Here is a 20,882-nt window from a genome sequence, read left to right as displayed (position 1 = left end):
GTAATTGGTATTCAAACTACTCATGGTCTTGCTATTTATCAATGTTTGAGCCGTGTTAAGGTTAAAAATTGCGCTATTTTAATATCCAAATAACTCAGCATACCCAATTCCTTTAAACCCGCCAATGGCTTCCACTCGGCCTTCCCAATATTGAATTGAGAGCTTATTGACTGAATCTTTGGTGATGGTTTCAATCACAATTGGCTCGATATTCGGCAAAGTAACACGCCACTTACTCGGGAAGCGTTTGTTATCAATGCTAATGTGTTCGAGCTTTTCTAACTGTATATCTTGTTTATAAATTTGCTTTGTTTGGCCTTTTTCATCGATATGCGTGCCGCTGCAGTAATCATAGTTTTGCAAAGCATCACGAATACAAAATAGCATCAAGCCTGTTTTTGGTGTCTCATCCCTGTCACTTACTAGGCTAAACCAATCCCAACCCATTTGATTTTTATCGATTAAGCTGGCCGACCATTCTCTATCGTACCAGGCATTGCCCGTCACTTTATATTCTTTACCTTCAAAAGTGAGAGTGCCCACAGTTTCAAGAAACGGGTAACTAAAATAGTAAGAGGCATGGCCACTTTGTGTTTTTTGGCTATAGCCATTATCGCCGTGTAGTGTCAGCGGGCTATTAGTTAGCAACATATCAATGGCATAGCTGCCTTGCTTGGCTTTCATTTGTAGAGGCAAAAAGCTTTGCTGTGTACTCTTTAGTGACCAATCATCTAAACTAGCAGCAAATGGCATTGCCGTGATTTGCGCTTGGCCAGCGCGGGCGTAGCGTTCAAACGCCACGTGCTTTTGCTGATGTTGCATTGCGAAATGCGCAAAGTAGAGCTGATCATCCCACCATGTTGATTCGAATGGCAGCGGCACTTGAGTTCTAAATAGCGTCCATTGTGCACCAAAAGTTTCGCCGGTGTCTGCTTTCAGAGTAGCTGTGATATACCACCACTCAATGCCTTGCGCTAAATGTGCACCATGATCTTCAGGAAACTTCAAGCCACGTTTTGCATCTACAGGCTCACCGCGCATGGTATGTAAAAGCTGTTTTTCTTGCGGCTGTTGCGCTTTTTCACAACCCGATAGCATAAACAAAGTAAATAACAAGACATAAACGGATTTCACAATTAGTGTTCCTTACGGTGTAAGCTGACAGTGAGTTTTTTCACTGGCAGATAGGCACATATCACAGCAGATAAAAGTAAGAATAAACAAGTGCTGATCAGAGCTGGCATATCTAGATAGAAATGTATGGTCCAGCCAAAGGCTACGGGCATAACATATTTCAGCAGCGCTAAACCCAAAGCTAACCCTAGCGGAATGGCAAACAGGCATGTAAAGCCTACTAAAGCTGAAGTTTGTATGAGTTTTAGCTTATGTAAATGAGTTGGATCGACACCCAAGCTATTGAGAACAGCGAGTTGTTTCGCGTGCTGAGCACTGAGGCTTAATAAGCTAATACATAAACTGATCAGCGCAATGGCGAGAATAAAACCATTTAATACTTTAGTGACCTTAAAGGTGTCGTTAAAAAGTTTGTTCGCAATTTCTTTAAAGCGCTTATTTTCGGAAATAGCGACGCTATCTATGTCATAGTCATTAATAAGCTTCTCAATAATTTGAGATGATAATACTTGATCGTTTAAGGTCAGTGATAAGCCATACACCTGCCAATGTAATGGGCTTTGCGTGATGTTGTCTTCAAGAGTAATTAGGCCCAATGCAGTGTTGCCATAGTCATAAGCAAACGCTGAAATACGACATAAGAAGCTGTGCTGGTTTTGTTTAAATAACACATGATCGCCAAGCTTAGTGCCATGCTTTATAAGTGCTTGTTCATTGGCTATGCAGCCGTTGTCAGCAAAGTGCGCAGCACTGACTGGCTTGCCTGTTGTTAAGTTGATATGTGAGAAAGCATCCGAGCTGTTACCAAAGCTGGCAAGCATTGCTGGCATACTGTCGATGTAACCGTTTGATGCCATGTAAATGCCAATCTGCTGAATATCAGGGTCATTGTTTAGCTGAGCTCTTAATTCTGGTTGGTATTTATCAACATGAATATACATGTCTGCGCTGAGCTGTTTCTCAAGGTGTGCATTTAAGGTGTTACTGAAACTCTTCACCATAATTTGCATACCTATTGCACTGCCAAGGGCGACTAAAATAGCCACAATTGCAATGCGTAATTCAGTTAATTGAGATTTACTGTCGGCATAAAGCCATTGCCAAAGAGGTTGCCTAAATGGGTTTTTGAAACTCAGTAATCCTTGTAAGCTGGTTGGTGTTAGCAGCACAAACAACGCTAAGATAAAGAAGCACAATAATAGTGCTTCAAATTCAGAGTTAGCGTTTAAATATAAATAACTCAATGCGGCAAGGATACCGAGCAGCGATAGGAAGAAAAGCGTGTTGCCTTGGTTTTTCAACGTCTTCTTTTGAGTGATAACCATAAGTGCCAATGTCGATAAATTGACGATAAATCCAAGCGCCAGAGTTTGCCATTGCCAGCTGATAGTAAGTGCTTTATCTAACTGATATAACCCCATTAAAGTGCGGTTTATATCGAGTACCAGCGCATTGGCGATTAAATAACCGACAAGACTGCCAAATAACGCGGTGACAAAGCTCATAAGGGTAAATTCAATGATAACAGCCGTAGTGATGGCCTGTTTTGAACAACCTAAAAGGTTAAATTGGGTGAGCAGCTTTTTTCGTCCTGCTATTGAAAGCTTAATAGCATTAAAACTTAAAAATGCAGCAACAATATAACCAAGCAGAGCCAGTGCAGCAAGGTTAAAAAAGAAAGCTTCAGAAAGCGCATCAAAGTCTTGCTCTTGTGAGGCAATTAATCTTGCTTCATGGCCCAAAATGTCTTCAACCTGCGAAACTTGCTCTGTTGTTAGCCCCGTGAATTCGATAAAACTGAGCTTACCTTGTGCGTTGAGTAGCATATCAGCATAAGCAATATCGGTCAGAGACCAAACGCCTATGTCATCAACTAAAACAAATTTTGGCTTATGCGGGCTTTTTTGAAGTGTAAGTGTCTTATCGTTAGCGTTTAGCTGATATTTTTCTGCCCGATTGCTATCAATCATAATGGCATCAAATGATAAGCCTGTGTTTTGGTTTGTTGGTTGCTGAGACTGTGTAGATAATGCGGGAATCGGCTTAGTCATCCAGAGCAAACTATTTATGCCCTGAACATAGAGGGTTTTACCTGATGCGAGAGTCAGCCTCCCCTGTAATACAGGTTGTGCGTTGATAAAGCCACTTTCGCGTAACTTCAACCATAGCTTGCCATCGAGATAATCTTGCCCTACTGGCGGCTTAACTATGTGACTGACTGCGGAATCTAAGAGTGCAGATGATTTATTGTGGCGATTTTTAGCTTCTTGGTTAAGTCCGGCAATAGCTGTGAGTAGCGCACTACCTAAACTTAGCCCGATAATAAACAGTAATAATAGCCAAGGGTGACGTCTGAAATAGGCAATATGGGTCGTCAATATCAGTTTAATTTCGGCCATGGATTTACTCGTTGAATTGCCCGTTAGCAAGCACTTTCACCGTATCAAAATACTGTGTCAGCTGCTGCGAGTGAGTGACCATAATTAAATTGATTTGTCTTTCTTTACATAAGCTTGTTAGCATTTCAACAACTTGGTTGGAACGGGCCTGATCTAAATTTCCGGTAGGTTCATCAGCGAGAATAAGCTTAGGTTGATTTAATAATGCTCTAGCTATTCCAACCCGTTGTTGTTCGCCGCCAGACAATTGGCTCGGTAATTTATGAAGCTTGCCACTTAGACCAAGTTGTTCACTTAAAAGGTTAAATTCTTTAGCATCTTGATTTGGAAAGTTTAGCTGGTGCTGAAATAAAATATTTTGCTTAACAGTTAGGCAATCAAGCAATTGGTAATGTTGAAATATAAGGCCTATTTTTCGACGGTAATGGGCAAGTTGCTTATCGTTATACGCTGATATAACCTCACCATCAATATTTATTTGGCCACTATCGGGCTTGAGTAACCCAGCGAGAAGATGCAAAAGGGTGGTTTTCCCAGAACCACTGTCGCCCAATAAAGCAACTTGCTCTTGGGCTGCAACTGCAAAACCAAAGTTGTCGAATAGAGTTTGTACTTGGTCGCCATCAGCTCGAGAAAAGCATAACTCTCTTACGCTTATCACTGTAATTCCTTGTTCTCAGTGGTTTTACCAAGTTTACAAAATGCACACTGCTAAAATAAAGCAAAACTTGCAACAAGATGTGTCACCGATTCAATATCAAAACGATAAGATGATTTTTAAACCTGATTAAACTCAGTTACACGCTATCATAAATATCTGTTCGCCTTCAGCTAGAATATGGCCTAGCTATAGACCAATAGCGAATTTTGTGGATGACGCTTTTCTGGGGTTTCCATGCACCAATCAATGGTTTTGAGTGTTCCATTGCTATTCGTTTAGCTTTTTAAAAAACAAAAAACCCGCCGAATGGCGGGTTTTTTAATAAACCATGTAAGGTTTGGTTACTTCTTTCGAAGTGACTGAAGTACTTTGATTTGCGCAATCGCTTTAGAAAGCTCAATTGCCGCTTCAGCATAGTCAAAGTCTGCTGCTGATGCGTTCGCCATGTGCTCTTCAGCTTGGCGTTTAGCTTCTAATGCAGTTGCTTCATCTAAGTCTTCTGCACGTGTTGCAACGTCAGCTAGAACAGTTACAGTGCCAGGTTGTACTTCTAACGTACCGCCTGCAATGTAAATCATCTCTTCTTCGCCATGTTGTTTAACAAAGTTAACCATACCTGGCTTTAGGGGTGTTAGCAGTGGCGCGTGACCATGTAAAATACCTAGTTCACCTTCACTACCAGTAACTTGAAGCGATTCAACGCGACCAGAGAAGATAGTGTCTTCTGCGCTTACTACGTCAAGATGTATTGTCATTGCCATAACAGCCCCCTAATTACATGTCTTTGGCTTTTTCGATCGCTTCGTCGATTGAACCAACCATGTAGAACGCCTGCTCTGGCATATCATCGTAGTCACCGTTTAAGATGCCTTTGAAGCCAGAGATAGTGTCTTTAAGTGATACGTATTTACCAGATGCACCTGTAAATACCTCAGCTACGAAGAACGGCTGAGATAGGAAACGCTGGATTTTACGAGCACGAGATACAACTTGCTTATCTTCATCAGATAGCTCGTCCATACCTAGGATTGCAATGATGTCTTTTAGCTCTTTATAACGCTGAAGAACTGTTTGAACGCCACGTGCAGTGTCGTAGTGCTCTTGACCAATTACTAATGGGTCAAGCTGACGAGATGTTGAATCTAGTGGGTCAACAGCAGGGTAGATACCTAGTGCTGCGATATCACGAGATAGTACAACTGTCGCATCTAAGTGAGCAAACGTCGTTGCTGGTGATGGGTCAGTTAAGTCATCCGCAGGTACATATACTGCTTGGATAGACGTGATTGAACCAGTCTTAGTTGATGCGATACGCTCCTGAAGTACACCCATTTCTTCAGCTAGTGTAGGCTGGTAACCTACCGCTGATGGCATACGACCTAGAAGTGCTGATACTTCTGTACCCGCTAGTGTGTAACGGTAGATGTTATCAACGAAGAAAAGTACGTCACGACCTTCGTCACGGAACTTCTCTGCCATTGTAAGACCTGTAAGAGCAACACGTAAACGGTTACCCGGTGGCTCGTTCATCTGACCGTAAACAAGCGATACTTTATCAAGTACGTTTGATTCGTTCATTTCATGGTAGAAGTCGTTACCCTCACGTGTACGCTCACCAACACCTGCGAATACTGAGTAACCGCTGTGCTCGATTGCGATGTTACGGATAAGTTCCATCATGTTTACAGTTTTACCTACACCCGCACCACCGAACAGACCAACTTTACCACCCTTAGCGAATGGACATACAAGGTCGATAACCTTGATACCAGTCTCTAAAAGTTCAACTGAGCTGCTCTGATCTTCGTAGCTTGGTGCTTCGCGGTGGATAGAGTAACGCTCTTCTTCACCGATTGGACCCGCTTCATCAATTGGGTCACCAAGTACGTTCATGATACGACCAAGTGTCGCTGTACCTACTGGTACCTTAATTGGCTCACCAGTACCTTCTACTTCTGTACCACGACGTAAACCGTCTGTAGTACCTAGTGCGATACCACGTACCACACCACCGCCAAGCTGCTGCTGAACTTCTAAAGTTAAGCCAGCTAGCTCGCCGTTTGTTACTTTTAGCGCGTCATATACGGCTGGCACGTTGTCTTGTGGAAACTCAATGTCCACAACGGCGCCGATAATTTGGACGACCTTACCTAAACTCATGTCTATTCCTCTCGTTAACTTTGCCTAACCGTTAAACGGCTGCTGAACCTGCAACAATCTCACTGATTTCCTGTGTGATTGCAGCTTGTCTTGCTTTGTTGTATACCAGTTGTAACTCATTAATTAAGTCACCTGCGTTGTCTGTTGCGGCTTTCATCGCAACCATACGTGCAGCTTGTTCAGATGCAGCGTTTTCAACAACACTTTGATATACCTGAGACTCAATAAAGCGTTTGATAAGAGTTTCTAAAATAGCCTCTGGGTTTGGCTCATATAAGTAATCCCAAGAGTGGCTAGAAACTTCTTTTTCAGCTTTAGGCAAAGGTAATAACTGATCGATCACTGGCTCTTGTTTCATGGTGTTTACAAAGTTATTGTAAACAACAAACAAACGGTCAATTTTGCCTTCTGAGTATGCATCTAGCATTACTTTTACAGGACCAATAACGTCTTGTACAGAAGGTGCATCACCAAGCCCTGTTTTGCTTGCCAATAACTCACCGCCAAAGCGCTGGAAAAAGCCTGCTGCTTTGCTACCTAATGCAGCAAATTCAACATCTACGCCTTTTTCTTTCCACGCTTTTACGTCTAGTGCAACTTTCTTAAACTCGTTTGAGTTTAAGCCGCCACACAGACCGCGGTCAGTAGAAACAATAATATAACCAACTCGCTTCGCTTCACGTTCTTCAAGGAACGGATGTTTGAAATCTAAGTTAGCCTGAGCAACACGACCGATCACTTTGCGTATATTTTCAGCGTAAGGACGACTCGCTGCCACGCGCTCTTGCGCTCTCTTCATTTTTGAAGCGGCAACCATTTCCATTGCGCTGGTGATCTTCTGAGTATTTTTAATACTCCCGATCTGTGATTTTATCTCTTTTCCGCCGGCCATGACTTATCTCCGAATCAGTGGTGACCGAAGTCACCATTAATAACTTACCAAGTTTGTGTAGATTTACACTTCTCTAAAAGCTCTTTAAGTTGAGCTTCGATCTCGGCGTTGTAGTTACCAGTTTCGTTGATTTCAGTCATAAGCGCTGAATATTCACTGTTAGCGAAAGAGATTAACGCAGCTTCGAAATCAAGGATCTTGTTAATTTCGATGTCTTTTAGATAACCTTTTTCAGCAGCGAATAGTGACAGAGACATTTCAGCAACAGACATTGGCGCGTACTGCTTTTGCTTCATCAGCTCAGTAACACGCTCACCATGCTCTAGTTGAGCACGAGTTGCATCGTCAAGGTCAGACGCAAACTGTGAGAACGCTGCTAGCTCACGATACTGTGCTAGCGCTAGACGGATACCACCACCTAGTTTCTTAACGATCTTAGTTTGTGCTGCACCACCTACACGAGATACCGAGATACCAGCGTTAACTGCTGGACGAATACCTGAGTTGAATAAGTCAGTTTCTAGGAAGATCTGACCATCCGTGATTGAGATTACGTTTGTAGGTACGAACGCAGAAACGTCACCACCTTGAGTCTCAATGATTGGAAGTGCAGTTAGTGAACCAGTTTTACCTTTCACTTCACCGTTAGTGAACTTCTCAACGTAATCAGCGTTAACACGTGATGCACGCTCTAGAAGACGTGAGTGAAGGTAGAAAACGTCACCTGGGTATGCTTCACGGCCTGGCGGACGACGTAAAAGTAGTGAAATCTGACGGTAAGCAACAGCTTGCTTAGAAAGATCATCATATACGATTAGTGCGTCTTCACCGCGGTCACGGAAGAATTCACCCATAGTACAACCAGCGAATGGCGCTAGGAATTGTAGCGCAGCTGATTCTGAAGCAGATGCAACAACAACGATTGTGTTTTCAAGTGCACCGTGCTCTTCTAACTTACGTACTACGTTAGCGATAGTAGATGCTTTTTGACCAACCGCAACGTACACACACTTAACGCCTGTGCCTTTTTGGTTGATGATAGCATCGATTGCTAAAGCAGTTTTACCAGTCTGACGGTCACCGATTACTAGCTCACGCTGACCACGACCTACTGGGATCATCGCATCGATAGACTTATAACCAGTTTGTACTGGCTCGTCTACTGATTGACGCTCGATTACACCTGGTGCAATCTTTTCTACAGGCTCGAAACCATCTGCTTCGATAGCACCTTTACCATCAATTGGCTCACCTAGTGTGTTTACAACACGACCAAGTAGTTTACGGCCAACTGGTACTTCAAGGATACGACCTGTTGCTTTAACTTTTACGCCTTCTTTAAGGTCTGCGTATGGACCCATTACTACTGCACCTACTGAGTCGCGCTCAAGGTTTAATGCGATAGCATAACGGCTGCCAGGAAGCTCGATCATCTCTCCTTGCATACAGTCAGCTAGACCGTGTACGCGGATGATACCGTCAGTAACAGATACGATAGTACCTTCGTTACGTGCTTCACTAACAACTTCGAACTGCTCAATACGTTTCTTGATTAGTTCTGAAATTTCAGTGGAATTAAGTTGCATGCTCTTCTTCCCAATTACGATTGTAGTGTGGTTGCAAGACGATTTAGCTTGCCGCGTACTGATCCATCAATCACAGTATCGCCAGCTTTAATCACCATACCGCCCATAGTGTTAGCATCAACACTACAATTCAGCTTAACTTTGCGTGCGAAGCGTTTTTCCAGTGCTGCGCTAAGAGTAGCTTGCTGCTGTGCAGAAAGCTCAGTTGCAGAAACAACGTCAACGTCAATTTCTTTGTCATAGTCTGATTTAAACTCAGCATATAACGCAGCAACAGCAGGAATAGCGGCTAAACGCTCATTTTCGGCCATTAGCTTGATAAGATTTTGACCTTGTTCGTTGATCTGCTCTGCGCCAAGCTTGATGATTACATCTGCTTGTTCGTTTGCAGAAGGAATGCCTGAAAGTAGGGCTTTAACTTGTGCATCGCTCGCTAATGCGCCAGCGAAGAACAACATTTCATTCCAACTTTCAACAGTACCTTTCTCAACGGCTAAATCAAAAGCCGCTTTCGCGTATGGGCGAGCGATGGTAGTCAATTCAGACATGCTCATACCCTCCTATCTATAGCTCAGCAACAAGTTTTTCAACGATGTCGCTATGTGCTGCTTCATTGATCTCGCGCTCTAAGATTTTCTCTGCACCAACAACTGCTAATTTAGCAACTTGAAGGCGTAGTTCTTCTTTCGCACGGTTGCGCTCAGCTTCTACTTCAGAGTGACCTTGAGCAATGATAGCTTGACGTTCTTCTTGACCACGAGATGTCTCTTCGTCAACGATTTGCGTCGCACGCTTTTTAGCTTGTTCAATAATTTCAGCTGCTTGCGCTTTCGCTTCTTTAAGCTGGTCAGCTGCTTTCTGCTGAGCAAGCTCTAAGTCTTTTTCAGCTCTGTCTGTAGCAGCTAAACCTTCTTCGATTTTTTTCTGGCGAGCTTCAATTGCGCCGTTTAGCGGTGGCCATACAAATTTCATACAGAAAAGTACGAAAACCGTAAACGCAATTAATTCACCAATTAGAGTGGCAGTTAAGTTCACGACCGCTCCTCCTTAAATAGTTTGCTGTTCAACGATTAATAAAATTAAAGTACGAACAACAATACCATTGCGATACCTACACCGATCATTGCTACCGCATCGATAAGACCAGCTAGGATGAACATTTTAACTTGTAGTGAAGGCGCAAGCTCAGGTTGACGTGCACACGCTTCTAGGAATTTACCACCCATGTTACCGAAACCGATAGCAGTACCGATAGCACCGAAACCGATAAGTAAAGCAACAGCGATGTATTTAAGACCTAATACTAGTTCCATTTTTATCTCCAAAATGTAAATTAAAAGTTAAATTAAAAAAGTGTATAAATTAGTGGTTGTCTGAGCTTGCCATACTTAGGTAAACAATCGTCAGCATCATAAATACGAATGCTTGCAGAACGATAACTAAGATATGGAAAACTGCCCAAATAAAGTGTAATGGTAACTGCATTAAGCCAACTGCACCGATTAGGATGAAGATAAGCTCACCTGCATACAGGTTACCGAATAAACGTAGTGCTAGTGAAAACGGCTTAGCAACTAACGCGATTGTTTCTAACAAAAGGTTACACGGGATTAAGAACAACATACCGATTTTGTTCTTCGTGCTGAATGGGTGAAGCGTAAGTTCAGCAAGGAAACCTTTGATGCCTTTAATTTTTACTGAGTAACCAATCATCAGTAAGAATACACCTAGCGCTAATGCAGCAGTTAGGTTGATATCTGTGGTTGGTACTATCTTCATGTAGACATCGTGCGAATCCATACCAAACGCTGATTCGCCAACAAAGCCAGCAAACGCAGGTAAGAAGTCAACAGGAATTAAGTCCATTAGGTTCATTAAGAAAACCCAAACAAAGATGGTCAGTGCAAGTGGTGCAATTAACGCGCTCTTACCATGGTAAGTATCACGTACGTTGTCACCAACAAACTCCACAATCATCTCAATGAAACATTGAAACTTACCCGGTACACCGGTAGTTGCTTTGTTTGCTGCGCTTCGGAAGATCCATAAAAATAAGATCCCTAATCCGATAGACCAAGCAAGGGTATCGATATGCCACGTCCAGAAACCACTGTCAGCACATGCTTTATTGAAGGCAAGACCGGCATCGGTCGAACACATCTTAGCATTTGTTAAGTGGTGCTGAATGTGACTCGATAGAGTTACTTCTTCAGCCATGTTTTATCCCAAAAGTTAATGAAAAAAAATCGGTGCAAACCAACTTACTATCATTACCAGTACATAAGCCGAGAAAAATGGTAATAACATTACCACGGACGACTTAAACACCAGTGCAAACAGCACAATGGTTAATAAATACTTTAATCCTGCCCCTCGTTTTATCGAGGAGTAAACTTGCTGTACTTGTCTGGCCCCTGCAAAACGAAACGCATAAAGGGTAAATACTAAATTGGGAAGCAACGCCACAAATCCACCAATTAATGCAGATTTGCCCGCTAAAACTCCCCAACCAAGCCAAACAACTAACGCACTTGCAAGTGCTACTACGCCCTGTAAATAAATAAACTTCAGTGCTTTGCTTCGTAAAGGTTTTGCTAATGAATTTGCCACAAAAATAATCAACCTTGACGATGCACAATAGAACAGGGTACAAAAAACTGGCAAAATTATACTTATTTTTGCCAGATTTGCAACTTGAAAGCCGTTTATTTATAGGCTTTTGGAAGGTGCATAAACAGGCTTTAAACCGTGATTTTTATGCAAAATTTAAGGTATTTTTAGACTATTAGGTAATATTAATGAAATGTATATCGAAAATTAATATACCGTTAATTAATTTTCTCTAAAATGCCATCAAGCTCGTCTAAAGAAGTATAAGAAATAACCAATTTACCTTTCCCTTTTTGGTTATAACTAATTTCTACTTTTGCACCTAAATTTTGTGCAAGTTGTTGTTCAAGCTGAACAACATCAGGATCTTTCTCTTTTGGCGCAACTTCAGGCTTAGGTTCTAATACTGAACGTACCAGTTTTTCTGTTTCACGCACCGTTAGGGCTTTTGCTACAACAATACGTGCTGTTGCAGATTGGTCTTCACCATCAAGCGCTAATAAACAGCGTGCATGGCCCATTTCAATGTCGCCATGTTCAAGCAAACGCTTAACATCTTCATTGAGATTATTTAAACGCAATAAATTAGTCACAGTGGTACGTGATTTACCTACAGCATCAGCAACTTGTTGATGTGTAAGTTCAAATTCGCTCAATAAACGCTCAAGAGCGACAGCTTCTTCCATTGCATTTAAATCTTCACGTTGAATATTTTCAATTAATGCAATAGCAACAGCCGCTTCATCAGGCACTTCTTTAATTAAACAAGGAACGATATCTAACTTTGCAATTTGTGCAGCACGCCAGCGACGCTCACCAGCAATAATTTCGTAGCTGTTATGAGCAATAGGACGCACAACGATAGGCTGAATAACCCCTTGAGCACGAATTGACGAGGCAAGTTCTTCAAGCGCCTCTTCTGACATGTCTTTACGTGGCTGATATTTTCCTGGGTGTAAAAACTCGATAGGTAATTTTTGTAACTCACTTGACGATGCAACTGTTGTTGAATCTTTTACACCGTCATTTTGTGCATTAGATTGCTCTTCAACATCCTGCACTTTTGGTTTTGCAGATGTTAACAGGGCATCCAAGCCGCGCCCTAAACCACGTTTTTTAGCAGACATTCACTTTCCTCAAAAATTAAGCAACGGCCTGACTTTTTTTCTCTTTACGTCGCAACATTTCACCGGCTAATGCTAAATAGGCTTTTGCACCAGTAGAAGCGCGATCGTAGTACATTGCCGGTGCACCAAAACTAGGCGCTTCTGCTAAACGTACATTGCGAGGAATTACAGTGCGGTATACTTTTTCGCCAAAATGTTGTTTTAATTGGTCAGACACGTCATTTGCCAGACGATTACGCGGATCGTACATGGTTCGTAAGATGCCTTCAATTTCTAATTTTGGATTAACTAATTTTCCAAGCTGCGTAATGGTATCCATTAAAGCTGTTAAGCCTTCAAGTGCAAAGTATTCACATTGCATAGGCACAAGAACAGAGTCTGCAGCTGCCATCGCATTTACCGTTAGCATGTTTAACGATGGTGGACAGTCGATAAAAATAAACTCGTATTGGTCAGAAATTTTTTCAAGTGCGTTACGTAAGCGAACTTCACGGGCATACATTTCCATCAGTTTCACTTCAGCAGCAGTAACATCACCATTTGCAGCGATTAAATGATATTCACCCGAGGTTTCAGTAATTACAACGTCATTAAAAGGTTTTTCTTCAACCAATAAATCGTAAGTAGTGGCAATTTCGTCGTATTTATCGATACCGCTGCCCATAGTGGCATTGCCTTGAGGGTCTAGATCGATTAACAACACTTTACGCTTGGTTGCAGCCATCGATGCTGCCAAGTTTACCGCAGTGGTTGTTTTACCAACACCACCTTTTTGGTTTGCAATTGCAATGATTCTAGCCACGGTGTCCCCTAACAAATTAGTTCTTTTTTAGAATTATTAAATGCCTTTCGGCATCCAGCTCAGGCACTGTTAATACAACTTTATCTTGGTATTCAATCGAGGCCGGTAATTGGTCAATTTCTTGTTCAGGAAATTGGCCTTTTAGCGCAATAAAACGACCAGAGTGATCCACTAAGTGCTGACACCAGTCTACCATATCTTGCAAAGATGCAAAGGCACGACTTAAAACACCATCAAATGGTTGTTCTGGTTGATATTCTTCTACACGAGATTGCACTGGCGTAATGTTTTTGAGTTTTAAATTTAGCTTAACTTGATTTAAAAAACGAATACGTTTGCCGAGGCTATCTAATAGTACAAATTGTTTATCTGGATGAGCAATCGCAAGCACAACACCTGGTAAGCCAGGACCAGTTCCAACATCAATGTAATTATTACCTTCTAAGTGAGGCGATACAACAAGCGAATCAAGAATGTGTTTTACCACCATTTCCTGTGGATCGCGTACTGATGTTAAGTTGTAAGCTTTGTTCCACTTATCAAGCATCTCAACATAGCTAACCAGTTGCTGTTTTTGTGTTTCAGATAGGGTAATCGATGTTTTTGCCAATAAGGCATCTAATTTATTGCGAATCACGTAATGAACCTAGAAAGCAGCAAATCAGCACTAAGCTGATTTGCGTAATAAACCTTGTTTTTTTAAGTACACTAATAATAGCGAAATTGCAGCAGGTGTTATACCTGAAATTCGCGATGCTTGACCAATTGTTGATGGCCTAACATCTGTTAGCTTAGCAACAACTTCGTTTGATAAGCCAGAAACCTTGCTGTAATCAAAGTCTGTAGGGAGTAATGCACTTTCGTGACGCAGTTGCTTATCAATTTCATCTTGCTGGCGTGCAATGTAACCTGCGTACTTGATTTGAATTTCAACTTGCTCATGCGCTTGGTCATTATTTGTTTCAGGCGCTAAGCCATCAATCGCAACCAGATCTTTATAATTTACTTCAGGGCGTTTTACCAAATCAGCAAGGCTTGCCTCACGAGCGAGTGGCATTTTTAGTAATGCATTCACATTTTCTAGGGCAGGGTGATCTTTATGGATCCAGGTATCCTTTAAACGTTGAGATTCAAGTTCCATTACTTCAATCTTTTCGTTAAATGCTTGCCAACGCGCATCATCAACTAAACCTAACTCACGGCCTTTTGCTGTTAAACGAAGATCTGCATTATCTTCACGCAGTAATAAACGGTATTCAGCACGGCTAGTGAACATGCGATACGGTTCTTTTGTACCAAGCGTTGCTAAATCGTCAATTAATACACCTGTGTAGGCTTCGTCACGACGAGGAGTCCACGCCTCTTTGCCTTGTGCTTGTAATGCAGCGTTCATACCTGCAATTAAGCCTTGTGCACCCGCTTCTTCATAACCTGTAGTACCATTAATTTGGCCAGCAAAGAATAAACCATTGATAAATTTAGTTTCTAGTGACTGTTTTAGATCGCGCGGATCAAAAAAATCATATTCAATAGCATAACCAGGGCGGCAAATATGGGCATTTTCAAAGCCCTTGATTGATCTTACGATCTGCATTTGCACATCAAACGGTAAACTTGTTGAAATACCATTTGGGTAAAGTTCATGTGTTGTAAGGCCTTCCGGCTCTACGAAGATCTGATGTTTGTCTTTATCAGCAAAACGCATGATCTTATCTTCAATAGACGGGCAGTAACGCGGACCAATACCTTCAATAACACCAGCATACATAGGTGAACGATCAAGGTTATTGCGAATTACATCGTGGGTTTTTTCGTTAGTATAAGTGATGTAACACGGGATCTGCGTTGGGTGATCTTCTTGCTTACCCATAAACGAGAACACAGGTGTTGGTGTATCGCCAGGTTGTGCCTGCATTACTGAAAAATCAACAGTGCGCGCGTCAATACGCGGCGGAGTACCTGTTTTTAAGCGATCCACACGGAACGGTAGTTCACGCAAACGTTTTGCTAATGCAATTGACGGTGGATCACCTGCGCGACCACCACTAAAGTTTTCCATACCAATATGGATTTGGCCACCTAAGAAAGTACCTACCGTTAATACCACAGTACGCGCTTCAAACTTTAAGCCCATTTGCGTTACAACACCTTTTACAATGTCGCCATCAACAATAAGATCATCACACGACTGTTGGAAAATCGTTAAGTTTTCTTGGTTTTGCAATATTTGCTGAATTGCTTCTTTGTAAAGCTTTCTATCTGCTTGAGCACGAGTAGCTCGTACCGCTGGGCCTTTAGAAGAATTCAGTGTTCTAAATTGAATACCACCTTTATCGATCGCCTGTGCCATAGCACCACCTAAAGCGTCGATTTCTTTTACTAAGTGGCCTTTACCGATCCCACCGATCGCAGGGTTACATGACATTTGACCTAAAGTATCAATATTATGAGTCAACAGTAATGTTTTCATTCCCATGCGCGACGAAGCTAATGCTGCTTCTGTACCAGCATGTCCACCACCAACAACAATAACGTCAAATTGTTCATGAAATAGCATGTAAAGGATCCTGCGTAATATCCGAGTTAGATTTTGAAAGGATGCGTATTCTACCTAGAAATTCTAAGAAGTGAAACGATTAAATATTGAACACGATCTAAAGAGTTGATCTAATATAAATTAAATGATCTTTAGAAAGATCTTGTTATTTATATTATATAGAACGCCCATTTCTGTTGATAAGTCTCAATTCGATAATAAAATCATTAAGTTAAGTTAGATCACTTGATGTTGATATGATCGGATCAACAGCTTTAAAACCTTTGATCAACTAGCCTAGTTATCAACAATGCGATCAAGCTAAAATTCTATCCAATGCATAATCATCTATAAATACAAGGTTAGATCAAGGGTTATCCACATTCCGATCTAAAAAATACAAAAATTGTGAATAACCTTTTCATATGATCGTTATCGCTAATTAATTAGCAAAGTACTTTAATTAACTGTGGTAACCAAGCTAAAGCTATATCTTCAGGCAATTCTTCTGACTGCGCGTCGATTTCAAGGCGATCTAATAACTTATTTGCGCCTTTATCCAACAGAAGATGATCAATCTGCTTAGCTGCTTGATTAAACTGATCATAACTAGAGTCACCTAAACCAATCACCGCGTAGTTAATATCATTTAACGCTTCACCTTCAGCAAGTTCTGCAGCAAAAGCTTGAATGTTATCAGGTAATTCGCCAGCACCATGTGTCGATGTACAAATAAGCCAATCTGTATTTGTAATATCAGCTAATACAGGTTGTTCGTGTACTGTAACGCTTAGGCCTTCTTCAGCTAAGGCGTCTTGTAGTTGCTCTGCAACATATTCTGCCGAGCCCATTTGGCTACCAACGATAATACTTAGGTTTTTCATGATGAGTTGATCAGGTATTTTTGCCGATCTTAAGGTATAAACTACATAGTTTAAAGATCTTATTCACAGTGGATAGTTTAAATCTGATTGTTTTATCATCGTTGTTTATTTAAGTGTTTGTTATTTAATGTTTTAAATTTAATTATATTTTTAATATATTTGCGATCTAACTGTGCACAACACGTTGTTAAGCTATTTATGAAATCTAAATACAAGGGAAAAAAGTCTGTAAAAAGGTGCCTTTTACAGGGAGGTTTATCTGCTTGTGGATAGATCTATTCATTTGGTTTCAAGATCAGGTTTTTTATTAGATCTAATAAGTTGTTTTTAAGATCCAAATATTCTAAAAATAGGCGATCTTTTCACTTAGCTAGCCAATATCAGATCTGTTTTTTGGATCGTAATATGACAAAATGGCAATATGTAATGATTGTTTTGGTGAATTGTTGTGATTGATTTTTATCGGATCAAAGAAGGTGAGTTTGTAAGACTAGTAGAAACAGGGTCTATGACAGACTTTATTGCTCAAGAATCGAACTTAGAGCCCAATAAGTATCACTTATTTGCCATAAATACGCAAACTGGAAAGGGCTATACAATCCGCCAAGCTAGGGTAGATGAGCTACGATCATGGCGTTTAGATCGCCTTGCAATGCTATTAAAAAAGCTCGGGCAGGGCAGTTTTCAGGTTAGAAACTTATAAGAAGTTGGCTTTTTATTGCATAATTTTGGATGTTGAGGGGTAGGTTTTAGGATTGTTCGAAACTTTATATTCTTACTTCCCTGTATTGTGATAAAGCCCATCCATGGGCTTAATGTCACTTTTCTTTATTACAAGGTCCCTCTTTTCATCTAAAGACTGCCTACGGCATTCTAATTTGTTGCAGACAAATTAGTGCTTCGCCATAGATAAAGTAACCAAAAGAAAGGCGACCGCGAAATCAAACTGATCCTCAAATAAAAATTGAAATGAACGCAAACAGCATACAATCGATGCGCAAACATCCCTGTACGCTTTCCAGCTCGAAATCCTTTTCTCGCGTTCATAGCTAGTCGAACTACGTTCGTCTCTAGACGCTATTCACCCATATATCAGGTATGCTTCCACCAGCATTCATGCTGGTAATTGCTCATCAATTTTATTTTCAAGTTTGATTAAAGCGGTTCAATGAATAGTTACGCATAGATTTTTGTTAACGTAATAATTTACTAAAAGAAGAATGTAGTTAACATAGGGAAGCTTTTAATAAAATGGAACTTGTTGTGAAAATTTATAAATTATTTGGAGAGAATACAAAGTTATCTCAGACTGCTCAATACATCATGGATGAAAATATTGCGGGACTTGAAGAGACTTTAGGTAAAGAGTGGGAGCTTAACCAAAAAATTGAAGTATGTGAGTTTGTTGAAGAGTATCCAATCAACCTTGCTCTTATTGAAAACAAATTAAAAGTTATAGATTACTTTCTTCTAAACGGATGTGAATTAAATCATCCTGATTCTCCAGCAATTGTTACTGCTGCAAGAAATTGTAGTGAAGACACTATACTAAACCTGCTTAAGCATGATTCCAAAATAGATCTGTCTGATAGTGTTGGGAAAAATGCTTACAGTGCGGCTTTATATTCTGAACGATATGATCTTCTTAACTTTTTTCTAGTTAATGGACTCTCGATTGAGAATGATAAAGGTAAGTCATTTCGACAAGCTGTATATAAGAGGCAATTAGAAGCCATCCACTTTTTTCTGAATAATGGAATCGATCCTAATATAAGAACGCCAGATATGGTAATGCCATATAATCCTACAGCTGTTTCTGTGGCTGCTTCAAACAATGATTTTGACTTGGTAAAAACCTTAGTTTCTAAAGGAGCTGACATTACATTACCTGATGCATATGGTGACAGACCTTATCTTATAGCTGTGAAGAACAAAAATTATGAAATGGCAGAATTCTTTAAGAACTTGGAGCCGCAAGAATGGCATGACGAAGCGGGTTATATAACTAAACTTCGAGCCTAAAACGTTCCTGAATCGATGATAGAGTTCTTGACTAGCGATTTTAGAGTGTTGGATATACCCTTGTCAGATTGTAACTCTATTGAATTTAACTATATAACGAACATCAAAGAAGTTTCTTGGAATGGGCATAGTTTTATCGATTTAATTTCTTCTGTTGACAACTATTGGGAAGAAGGTTTTTTAGTTTGGTTTAAAAATGAACGAAAATTAGCGTTTGTAGATTATGAGCATGAAGAAGTTCATTTTTTATGCTCTTGGTCTAAGTTCATCAAGGATCCTAGTTTTTGGGTCTCTAAAATTATTAACTTTGATTTTCAATAATCTTCAATTTGGCAAGCGGAGTTGATTTAAGTTTTATACTTAATCAAATTCCTTTTAAGACATAGGTTTTGAAAGTTACTTAATATAAAGAAACTCTGATCTGAATTATTAGTCTCTGAAGTATAGTTTCATCGGTCTTTAGATACCCCTTCTATCAAACCTGAAAAAGGGATTTAAATGAATAATGCGAGACAGGGAGCGTAGCGTGTCGAGTAAGCCATGCTTAGGCATGGATGCCGCTTCATGGCGTTTATGTTCATATTTAAATAACGTTTGAAGATCAGTTTGATGTTGGGGGCGGCTTTTTCTTGGTTCGTTCTTTTTGGCGTGTGTGATCAATCAGTCAATGCAACACACTCTCTAAATTTGTCTAACGGTGTACAAAATCCAAGAGTTTTTCTCGGTCGACTATTAAGTGCTTGTGCTACATCATCTAATTCTTCCTGAGAATATATTGATAAATTTGTACCCTTCGGGAAGTATTGTCTTAACAATCTATTTGTATTCTCATTTGAGCCTCGCTGCCAAGGACTTTGAGGATCGCAAAAGTACACATCAATATTTGTTTGTTCTGAAAACGTTTTATGACCTTTGAGCTCTGTATCTCGATCCCAAGTCAACGATTTATATAAACTACTAGGTAATTTTTGAGCATGCTTTATTAGTTGAGGAATGACATTATGTGTGCTTTTATTTTTTACTTTAACAAGACATACATACCTAGTTTGCCTTTCAACTAATGTTGCTATATAGCTTTTTTGACTGCCTTCAATAAGGTCACCTTCCCAATGACCTGGTATAGCCCTATCTTCAATCGAAGCAGGGCGTTCACTAATTGAAACTAGCTCTTGAATATGACCTCTTTGGTTTTTTTCTTTAGTTCTAGTTCCTCTTATTCTTGGCTTTGAGCGAAGGCATTTAAGTAACTCTTTTTTCAATACTCCCCTAGTTTGGATATATAAGCTTTTATAGATTGTTTCGTGAGACACGTGCCAACTCTTATCATTTGGGTATTGTAACTTTAGCCAACCAGCTATTTGTTCAGGTGACCACAAATTTTTTAACTTATCAGCTATTAATAATGCGAGTTCTTGATTTAATTTTAGTTTACAAAGTTTAGGTCTTTTAGCACGTTTCCAAGCTTTATCGTCAGCGGTACAAGCCCTGTATTTATGAATACCGCCGTTACGTGATACTTCTCTACTTATAGACGAAGGCGCTCGTTTGAGTTCTTTAGCAATTACCCTAAAAGACTTATTTTGAGCTATACCTCGTGATATTTCTTCTCGCTCATTTAAAGACAGATGATTCTTAGAGCGTTTTCGTTTAAAGCGTTTTACACCACCATATTTAGATAAAACATGGTAAATTGAAGGCGCTTTGCGTCCCAATATATTGCCGATAGCACTCAAAGATTCACCAGACTTCCATCTTCGCCAAACTTCATCTTTTTCTTTATCGGTAAAACGAACAGCTGAACTATTACTCATTAACTGGCTCCACTTTTATGAATAAATAAAGTGTTGCACTGATTAATTGAATCTACACGTTTAAAAAGAATGAACGAGTGCGCCATGGATGGCGTAAGATATTTGCATGGAGGCAGAGTTAAGAATGATCACTCTTCCCACTCAACCATATCAAAAGCCTTTCTTGCTTCCACCAGCGTGCAATCAGTTTGGCTGATCAGCTGCTGCTGAGTGATATTCGGGTTAGTTTTAACAATTTCAATTAAATCTTCAATTTGT

At 40.4% G+C, this 20,882-nt stretch carries 22 protein-coding genes; 3 read left to right on the top strand and 19 right to left on the bottom strand.

Features of this window, described 5'->3' with window-relative positions:
* Positions 1-78: 78 nt before the first annotated feature.
* The 17 genes from ABYD77_RS02250 to mioC all read right to left on the bottom strand — a co-directional run bounded on the left by ABYD77_RS02250 (position 79) and on the right by mioC (position 16,791).
* Complete coding sequence (locus ABYD77_RS02250) at positions 79-1,134, bottom strand: lipocalin-like domain-containing protein (RefSeq protein WP_372766590.1); 1,056 nt, start codon at positions 1,132-1,134, stop codon at positions 79-81.
* Between the two features lie 2 nt (positions 1,135-1,136).
* Entirely contained in the window at positions 1,137-3,533 is a 2,397-nt protein-coding gene (locus tag ABYD77_RS02245; RefSeq protein WP_372766589.1) for an FtsX-like permease family protein, read from the bottom strand.
* Between the two features lie 4 nt (positions 3,534-3,537).
* Complete coding sequence (locus ABYD77_RS02240; RefSeq protein ID WP_372766587.1) at positions 3,538-4,194, bottom strand: ABC transporter ATP-binding protein; 657 nt, start codon at positions 4,192-4,194, stop codon at positions 3,538-3,540.
* A 341-nt stretch (positions 4,195-4,535) separates the two neighbouring features.
* Positions 4,536-4,955 carry a F0F1 ATP synthase subunit epsilon gene (locus ABYD77_RS02235; protein ID WP_372766585.1) on the bottom strand — a complete coding sequence of 140 codons (420 nt, stop codon included), beginning with the start codon at positions 4,953-4,955 and terminating at the stop codon, positions 4,536-4,538.
* A 13-nt stretch (positions 4,956-4,968) separates the two neighbouring features.
* Positions 4,969-6,354 carry a F0F1 ATP synthase subunit beta gene (atpD, locus tag ABYD77_RS02230; protein WP_372766583.1) on the bottom strand — a complete coding sequence of 462 codons (1,386 nt, stop codon included), beginning with the start codon at positions 6,352-6,354 and terminating at the stop codon, positions 4,969-4,971.
* A gap of 31 nt (positions 6,355-6,385) precedes the next feature.
* Complete coding sequence (gene atpG, locus ABYD77_RS02225; RefSeq protein WP_372766581.1) at positions 6,386-7,246, bottom strand: F0F1 ATP synthase subunit gamma; 861 nt, start codon at positions 7,244-7,246, stop codon at positions 6,386-6,388.
* Between the two features lie 44 nt (positions 7,247-7,290).
* The gene (gene atpA, locus ABYD77_RS02220; protein WP_372766579.1) at positions 7,291-8,832 is read right to left on the bottom strand and encodes a F0F1 ATP synthase subunit alpha; all 1,542 of its coding nucleotides are present in this window, start codon (positions 8,830-8,832) and stop codon (positions 7,291-7,293) included.
* Between the two features lie 14 nt (positions 8,833-8,846).
* Complete coding sequence (gene atpH / locus ABYD77_RS02215) at positions 8,847-9,380, bottom strand: F0F1 ATP synthase subunit delta (RefSeq protein ID WP_372766577.1); 534 nt, start codon at positions 9,378-9,380, stop codon at positions 8,847-8,849.
* Positions 9,381-9,396: 16 nt separating this feature from the next.
* Complete coding sequence (atpF, locus tag ABYD77_RS02210; protein ID WP_372766575.1) at positions 9,397-9,867, bottom strand: F0F1 ATP synthase subunit B; 471 nt, start codon at positions 9,865-9,867, stop codon at positions 9,397-9,399.
* Between the two features lie 44 nt (positions 9,868-9,911).
* On the bottom strand, positions 9,912-10,145 hold the full coding sequence (gene atpE, locus ABYD77_RS02205) for a F0F1 ATP synthase subunit C (protein ID WP_004335261.1): 234 nt from the start codon (positions 10,143-10,145) through the stop codon (positions 9,912-9,914).
* 49 nt (positions 10,146-10,194) lie between these two features.
* Positions 10,195-11,049 (bottom strand): F0F1 ATP synthase subunit A, encoded by an 855-nt coding sequence (gene atpB / locus ABYD77_RS02200; RefSeq protein WP_100914453.1) that lies wholly within the window; start codon positions 11,047-11,049, stop codon positions 10,195-10,197.
* 15 nt (positions 11,050-11,064) lie between these two features.
* Positions 11,065-11,442, bottom strand: coding sequence for an ATP synthase subunit I (locus ABYD77_RS02195; RefSeq protein WP_372766571.1), 378 nt, complete (start codon positions 11,440-11,442; stop codon positions 11,065-11,067).
* Between the two features lie 218 nt (positions 11,443-11,660).
* Positions 11,661-12,569: a ParB/RepB/Spo0J family partition protein gene (locus ABYD77_RS02190; RefSeq protein WP_372766569.1), complete on the bottom strand. Its 909-nt coding sequence runs from the start codon at positions 12,567-12,569 to the stop codon at positions 11,661-11,663.
* Between the two features lie 16 nt (positions 12,570-12,585).
* Entirely contained in the window at positions 12,586-13,371 is a 786-nt protein-coding gene (locus ABYD77_RS02185) for a ParA family protein (protein ID WP_372766567.1), read from the bottom strand.
* Positions 13,372-13,387: 16 nt separating this feature from the next.
* The gene (rsmG, locus tag ABYD77_RS02180; RefSeq protein WP_372766565.1) at positions 13,388-14,008 is read right to left on the bottom strand and encodes a 16S rRNA (guanine(527)-N(7))-methyltransferase RsmG; all 621 of its coding nucleotides are present in this window, start codon (positions 14,006-14,008) and stop codon (positions 13,388-13,390) included.
* Between the two features lie 30 nt (positions 14,009-14,038).
* On the bottom strand, positions 14,039-15,928 hold the full coding sequence (gene mnmG, locus ABYD77_RS02175) for a tRNA uridine-5-carboxymethylaminomethyl(34) synthesis enzyme MnmG (protein WP_372766563.1): 1,890 nt from the start codon (positions 15,926-15,928) through the stop codon (positions 14,039-14,041).
* Between the two features lie 425 nt (positions 15,929-16,353).
* Positions 16,354-16,791 carry an FMN-binding protein MioC gene (gene mioC / locus ABYD77_RS02170; protein ID WP_372766561.1) on the bottom strand — a complete coding sequence of 146 codons (438 nt, stop codon included), beginning with the start codon at positions 16,789-16,791 and terminating at the stop codon, positions 16,354-16,356.
* A 448-nt stretch (positions 16,792-17,239) separates the two neighbouring features.
* Between mioC and ABYD77_RS02165 the strand changes: the two genes are divergently transcribed.
* From ABYD77_RS02165 to ABYD77_RS02155, 3 genes are all read left to right on the top strand, one after another.
* Positions 17,240-17,494: a hypothetical protein gene (locus ABYD77_RS02165; protein WP_038638681.1), complete on the top strand. Its 255-nt coding sequence runs from the start codon at positions 17,240-17,242 to the stop codon at positions 17,492-17,494.
* 560 nt (positions 17,495-18,054) lie between these two features.
* Positions 18,055-18,813 carry an ankyrin repeat domain-containing protein gene (locus tag ABYD77_RS02160; RefSeq protein WP_372766559.1) on the top strand — a complete coding sequence of 253 codons (759 nt, stop codon included), beginning with the start codon at positions 18,055-18,057 and terminating at the stop codon, positions 18,811-18,813.
* 60 nt (positions 18,814-18,873) lie between these two features.
* Complete coding sequence (locus tag ABYD77_RS02155; RefSeq protein ID WP_372766557.1) at positions 18,874-19,134, top strand: hypothetical protein; 261 nt, start codon at positions 18,874-18,876, stop codon at positions 19,132-19,134.
* 335 nt (positions 19,135-19,469) lie between these two features.
* On the opposite strand, the gene ABYD77_RS02150 is transcribed toward ABYD77_RS02155, so the two are convergent.
* The gene (locus tag ABYD77_RS02150) at positions 19,470-20,624 is read right to left on the bottom strand and encodes an IS30 family transposase (RefSeq protein WP_372766555.1); all 1,155 of its coding nucleotides are present in this window, start codon (positions 20,622-20,624) and stop codon (positions 19,470-19,472) included.
* 128 nt (positions 20,625-20,752) lie between these two features.
* The gene (locus ABYD77_RS02145) at positions 20,753-20,860 is read right to left on the bottom strand and encodes a hypothetical protein (protein ID WP_372766656.1); all 108 of its coding nucleotides are present in this window, start codon (positions 20,858-20,860) and stop codon (positions 20,753-20,755) included.
* Positions 20,861-20,882: the final 22 nt, after the last annotated feature.

It is taken from the genome of Pseudoalteromonas sp., assembly GCF_041629635.1.
In the GTDB taxonomy this organism is placed as follows: Bacteria; Pseudomonadota; Gammaproteobacteria; order Enterobacterales; family Alteromonadaceae; genus Pseudoalteromonas.
Note: the sequence above shows the minus strand (reverse complement) of the source record. Positions and strands in the feature narration are given on the sequence as shown.

What these genes read in the sequence shown, in the direction of transcription:
- ABYD77_RS02245 (WP_372766589.1), bottom strand. Translation starts at nt 3,533, where the DNA reads ATGGCCGAAATTAAACTGATATTGACGACCCATATTGCCTATTTCAGA.
- ABYD77_RS02235 (WP_372766585.1), bottom strand. Translation starts at nt 4,955, where the DNA reads ATGGCAATGACAATACATCTTGACGTAGTAAGCGCAGAAGACACTATC.
- atpD (WP_372766583.1), bottom strand. Translation starts at nt 6,354, where the DNA reads ATGAGTTTAGGTAAGGTCGTCCAAATTATCGGCGCCGTTGTGGACATT.
- atpG (WP_372766581.1), bottom strand. Translation starts at nt 7,246, where the DNA reads ATGGCCGGCGGAAAAGAGATAAAATCACAGATCGGGAGTATTAAAAAT.
- atpA (WP_372766579.1), bottom strand. Translation starts at nt 8,832, where the DNA reads ATGCAACTTAATTCCACTGAAATTTCAGAACTAATCAAGAAACGTATT.
- atpH (WP_372766577.1), bottom strand. Translation starts at nt 9,380, where the DNA reads ATGTCTGAATTGACTACCATCGCTCGCCCATACGCGAAAGCGGCTTTT.
- atpE (WP_004335261.1), bottom strand. Translation starts at nt 10,145, where the DNA reads ATGGAACTAGTATTAGGTCTTAAATACATCGCTGTTGCTTTACTTATC.
- atpB (WP_100914453.1), bottom strand. Translation starts at nt 11,049, where the DNA reads ATGGCTGAAGAAGTAACTCTATCGAGTCACATTCAGCACCACTTAACA.
- ABYD77_RS02190 (WP_372766569.1), bottom strand. Translation starts at nt 12,569, where the DNA reads ATGTCTGCTAAAAAACGTGGTTTAGGGCGCGGCTTGGATGCCCTGTTA.
- mnmG (WP_372766563.1), bottom strand. Translation starts at nt 15,928, where the DNA reads ATGCTATTTCATGAACAATTTGACGTTATTGTTGTTGGTGGTGGACAT.
- mioC (WP_372766561.1), bottom strand. Translation starts at nt 16,791, where the DNA reads ATGAAAAACCTAAGTATTATCGTTGGTAGCCAAATGGGCTCGGCAGAA.
- ABYD77_RS02150 (WP_372766555.1), bottom strand. Translation starts at nt 20,624, where the DNA reads ATGAGTAATAGTTCAGCTGTTCGTTTTACCGATAAAGAAAAAGATGAA.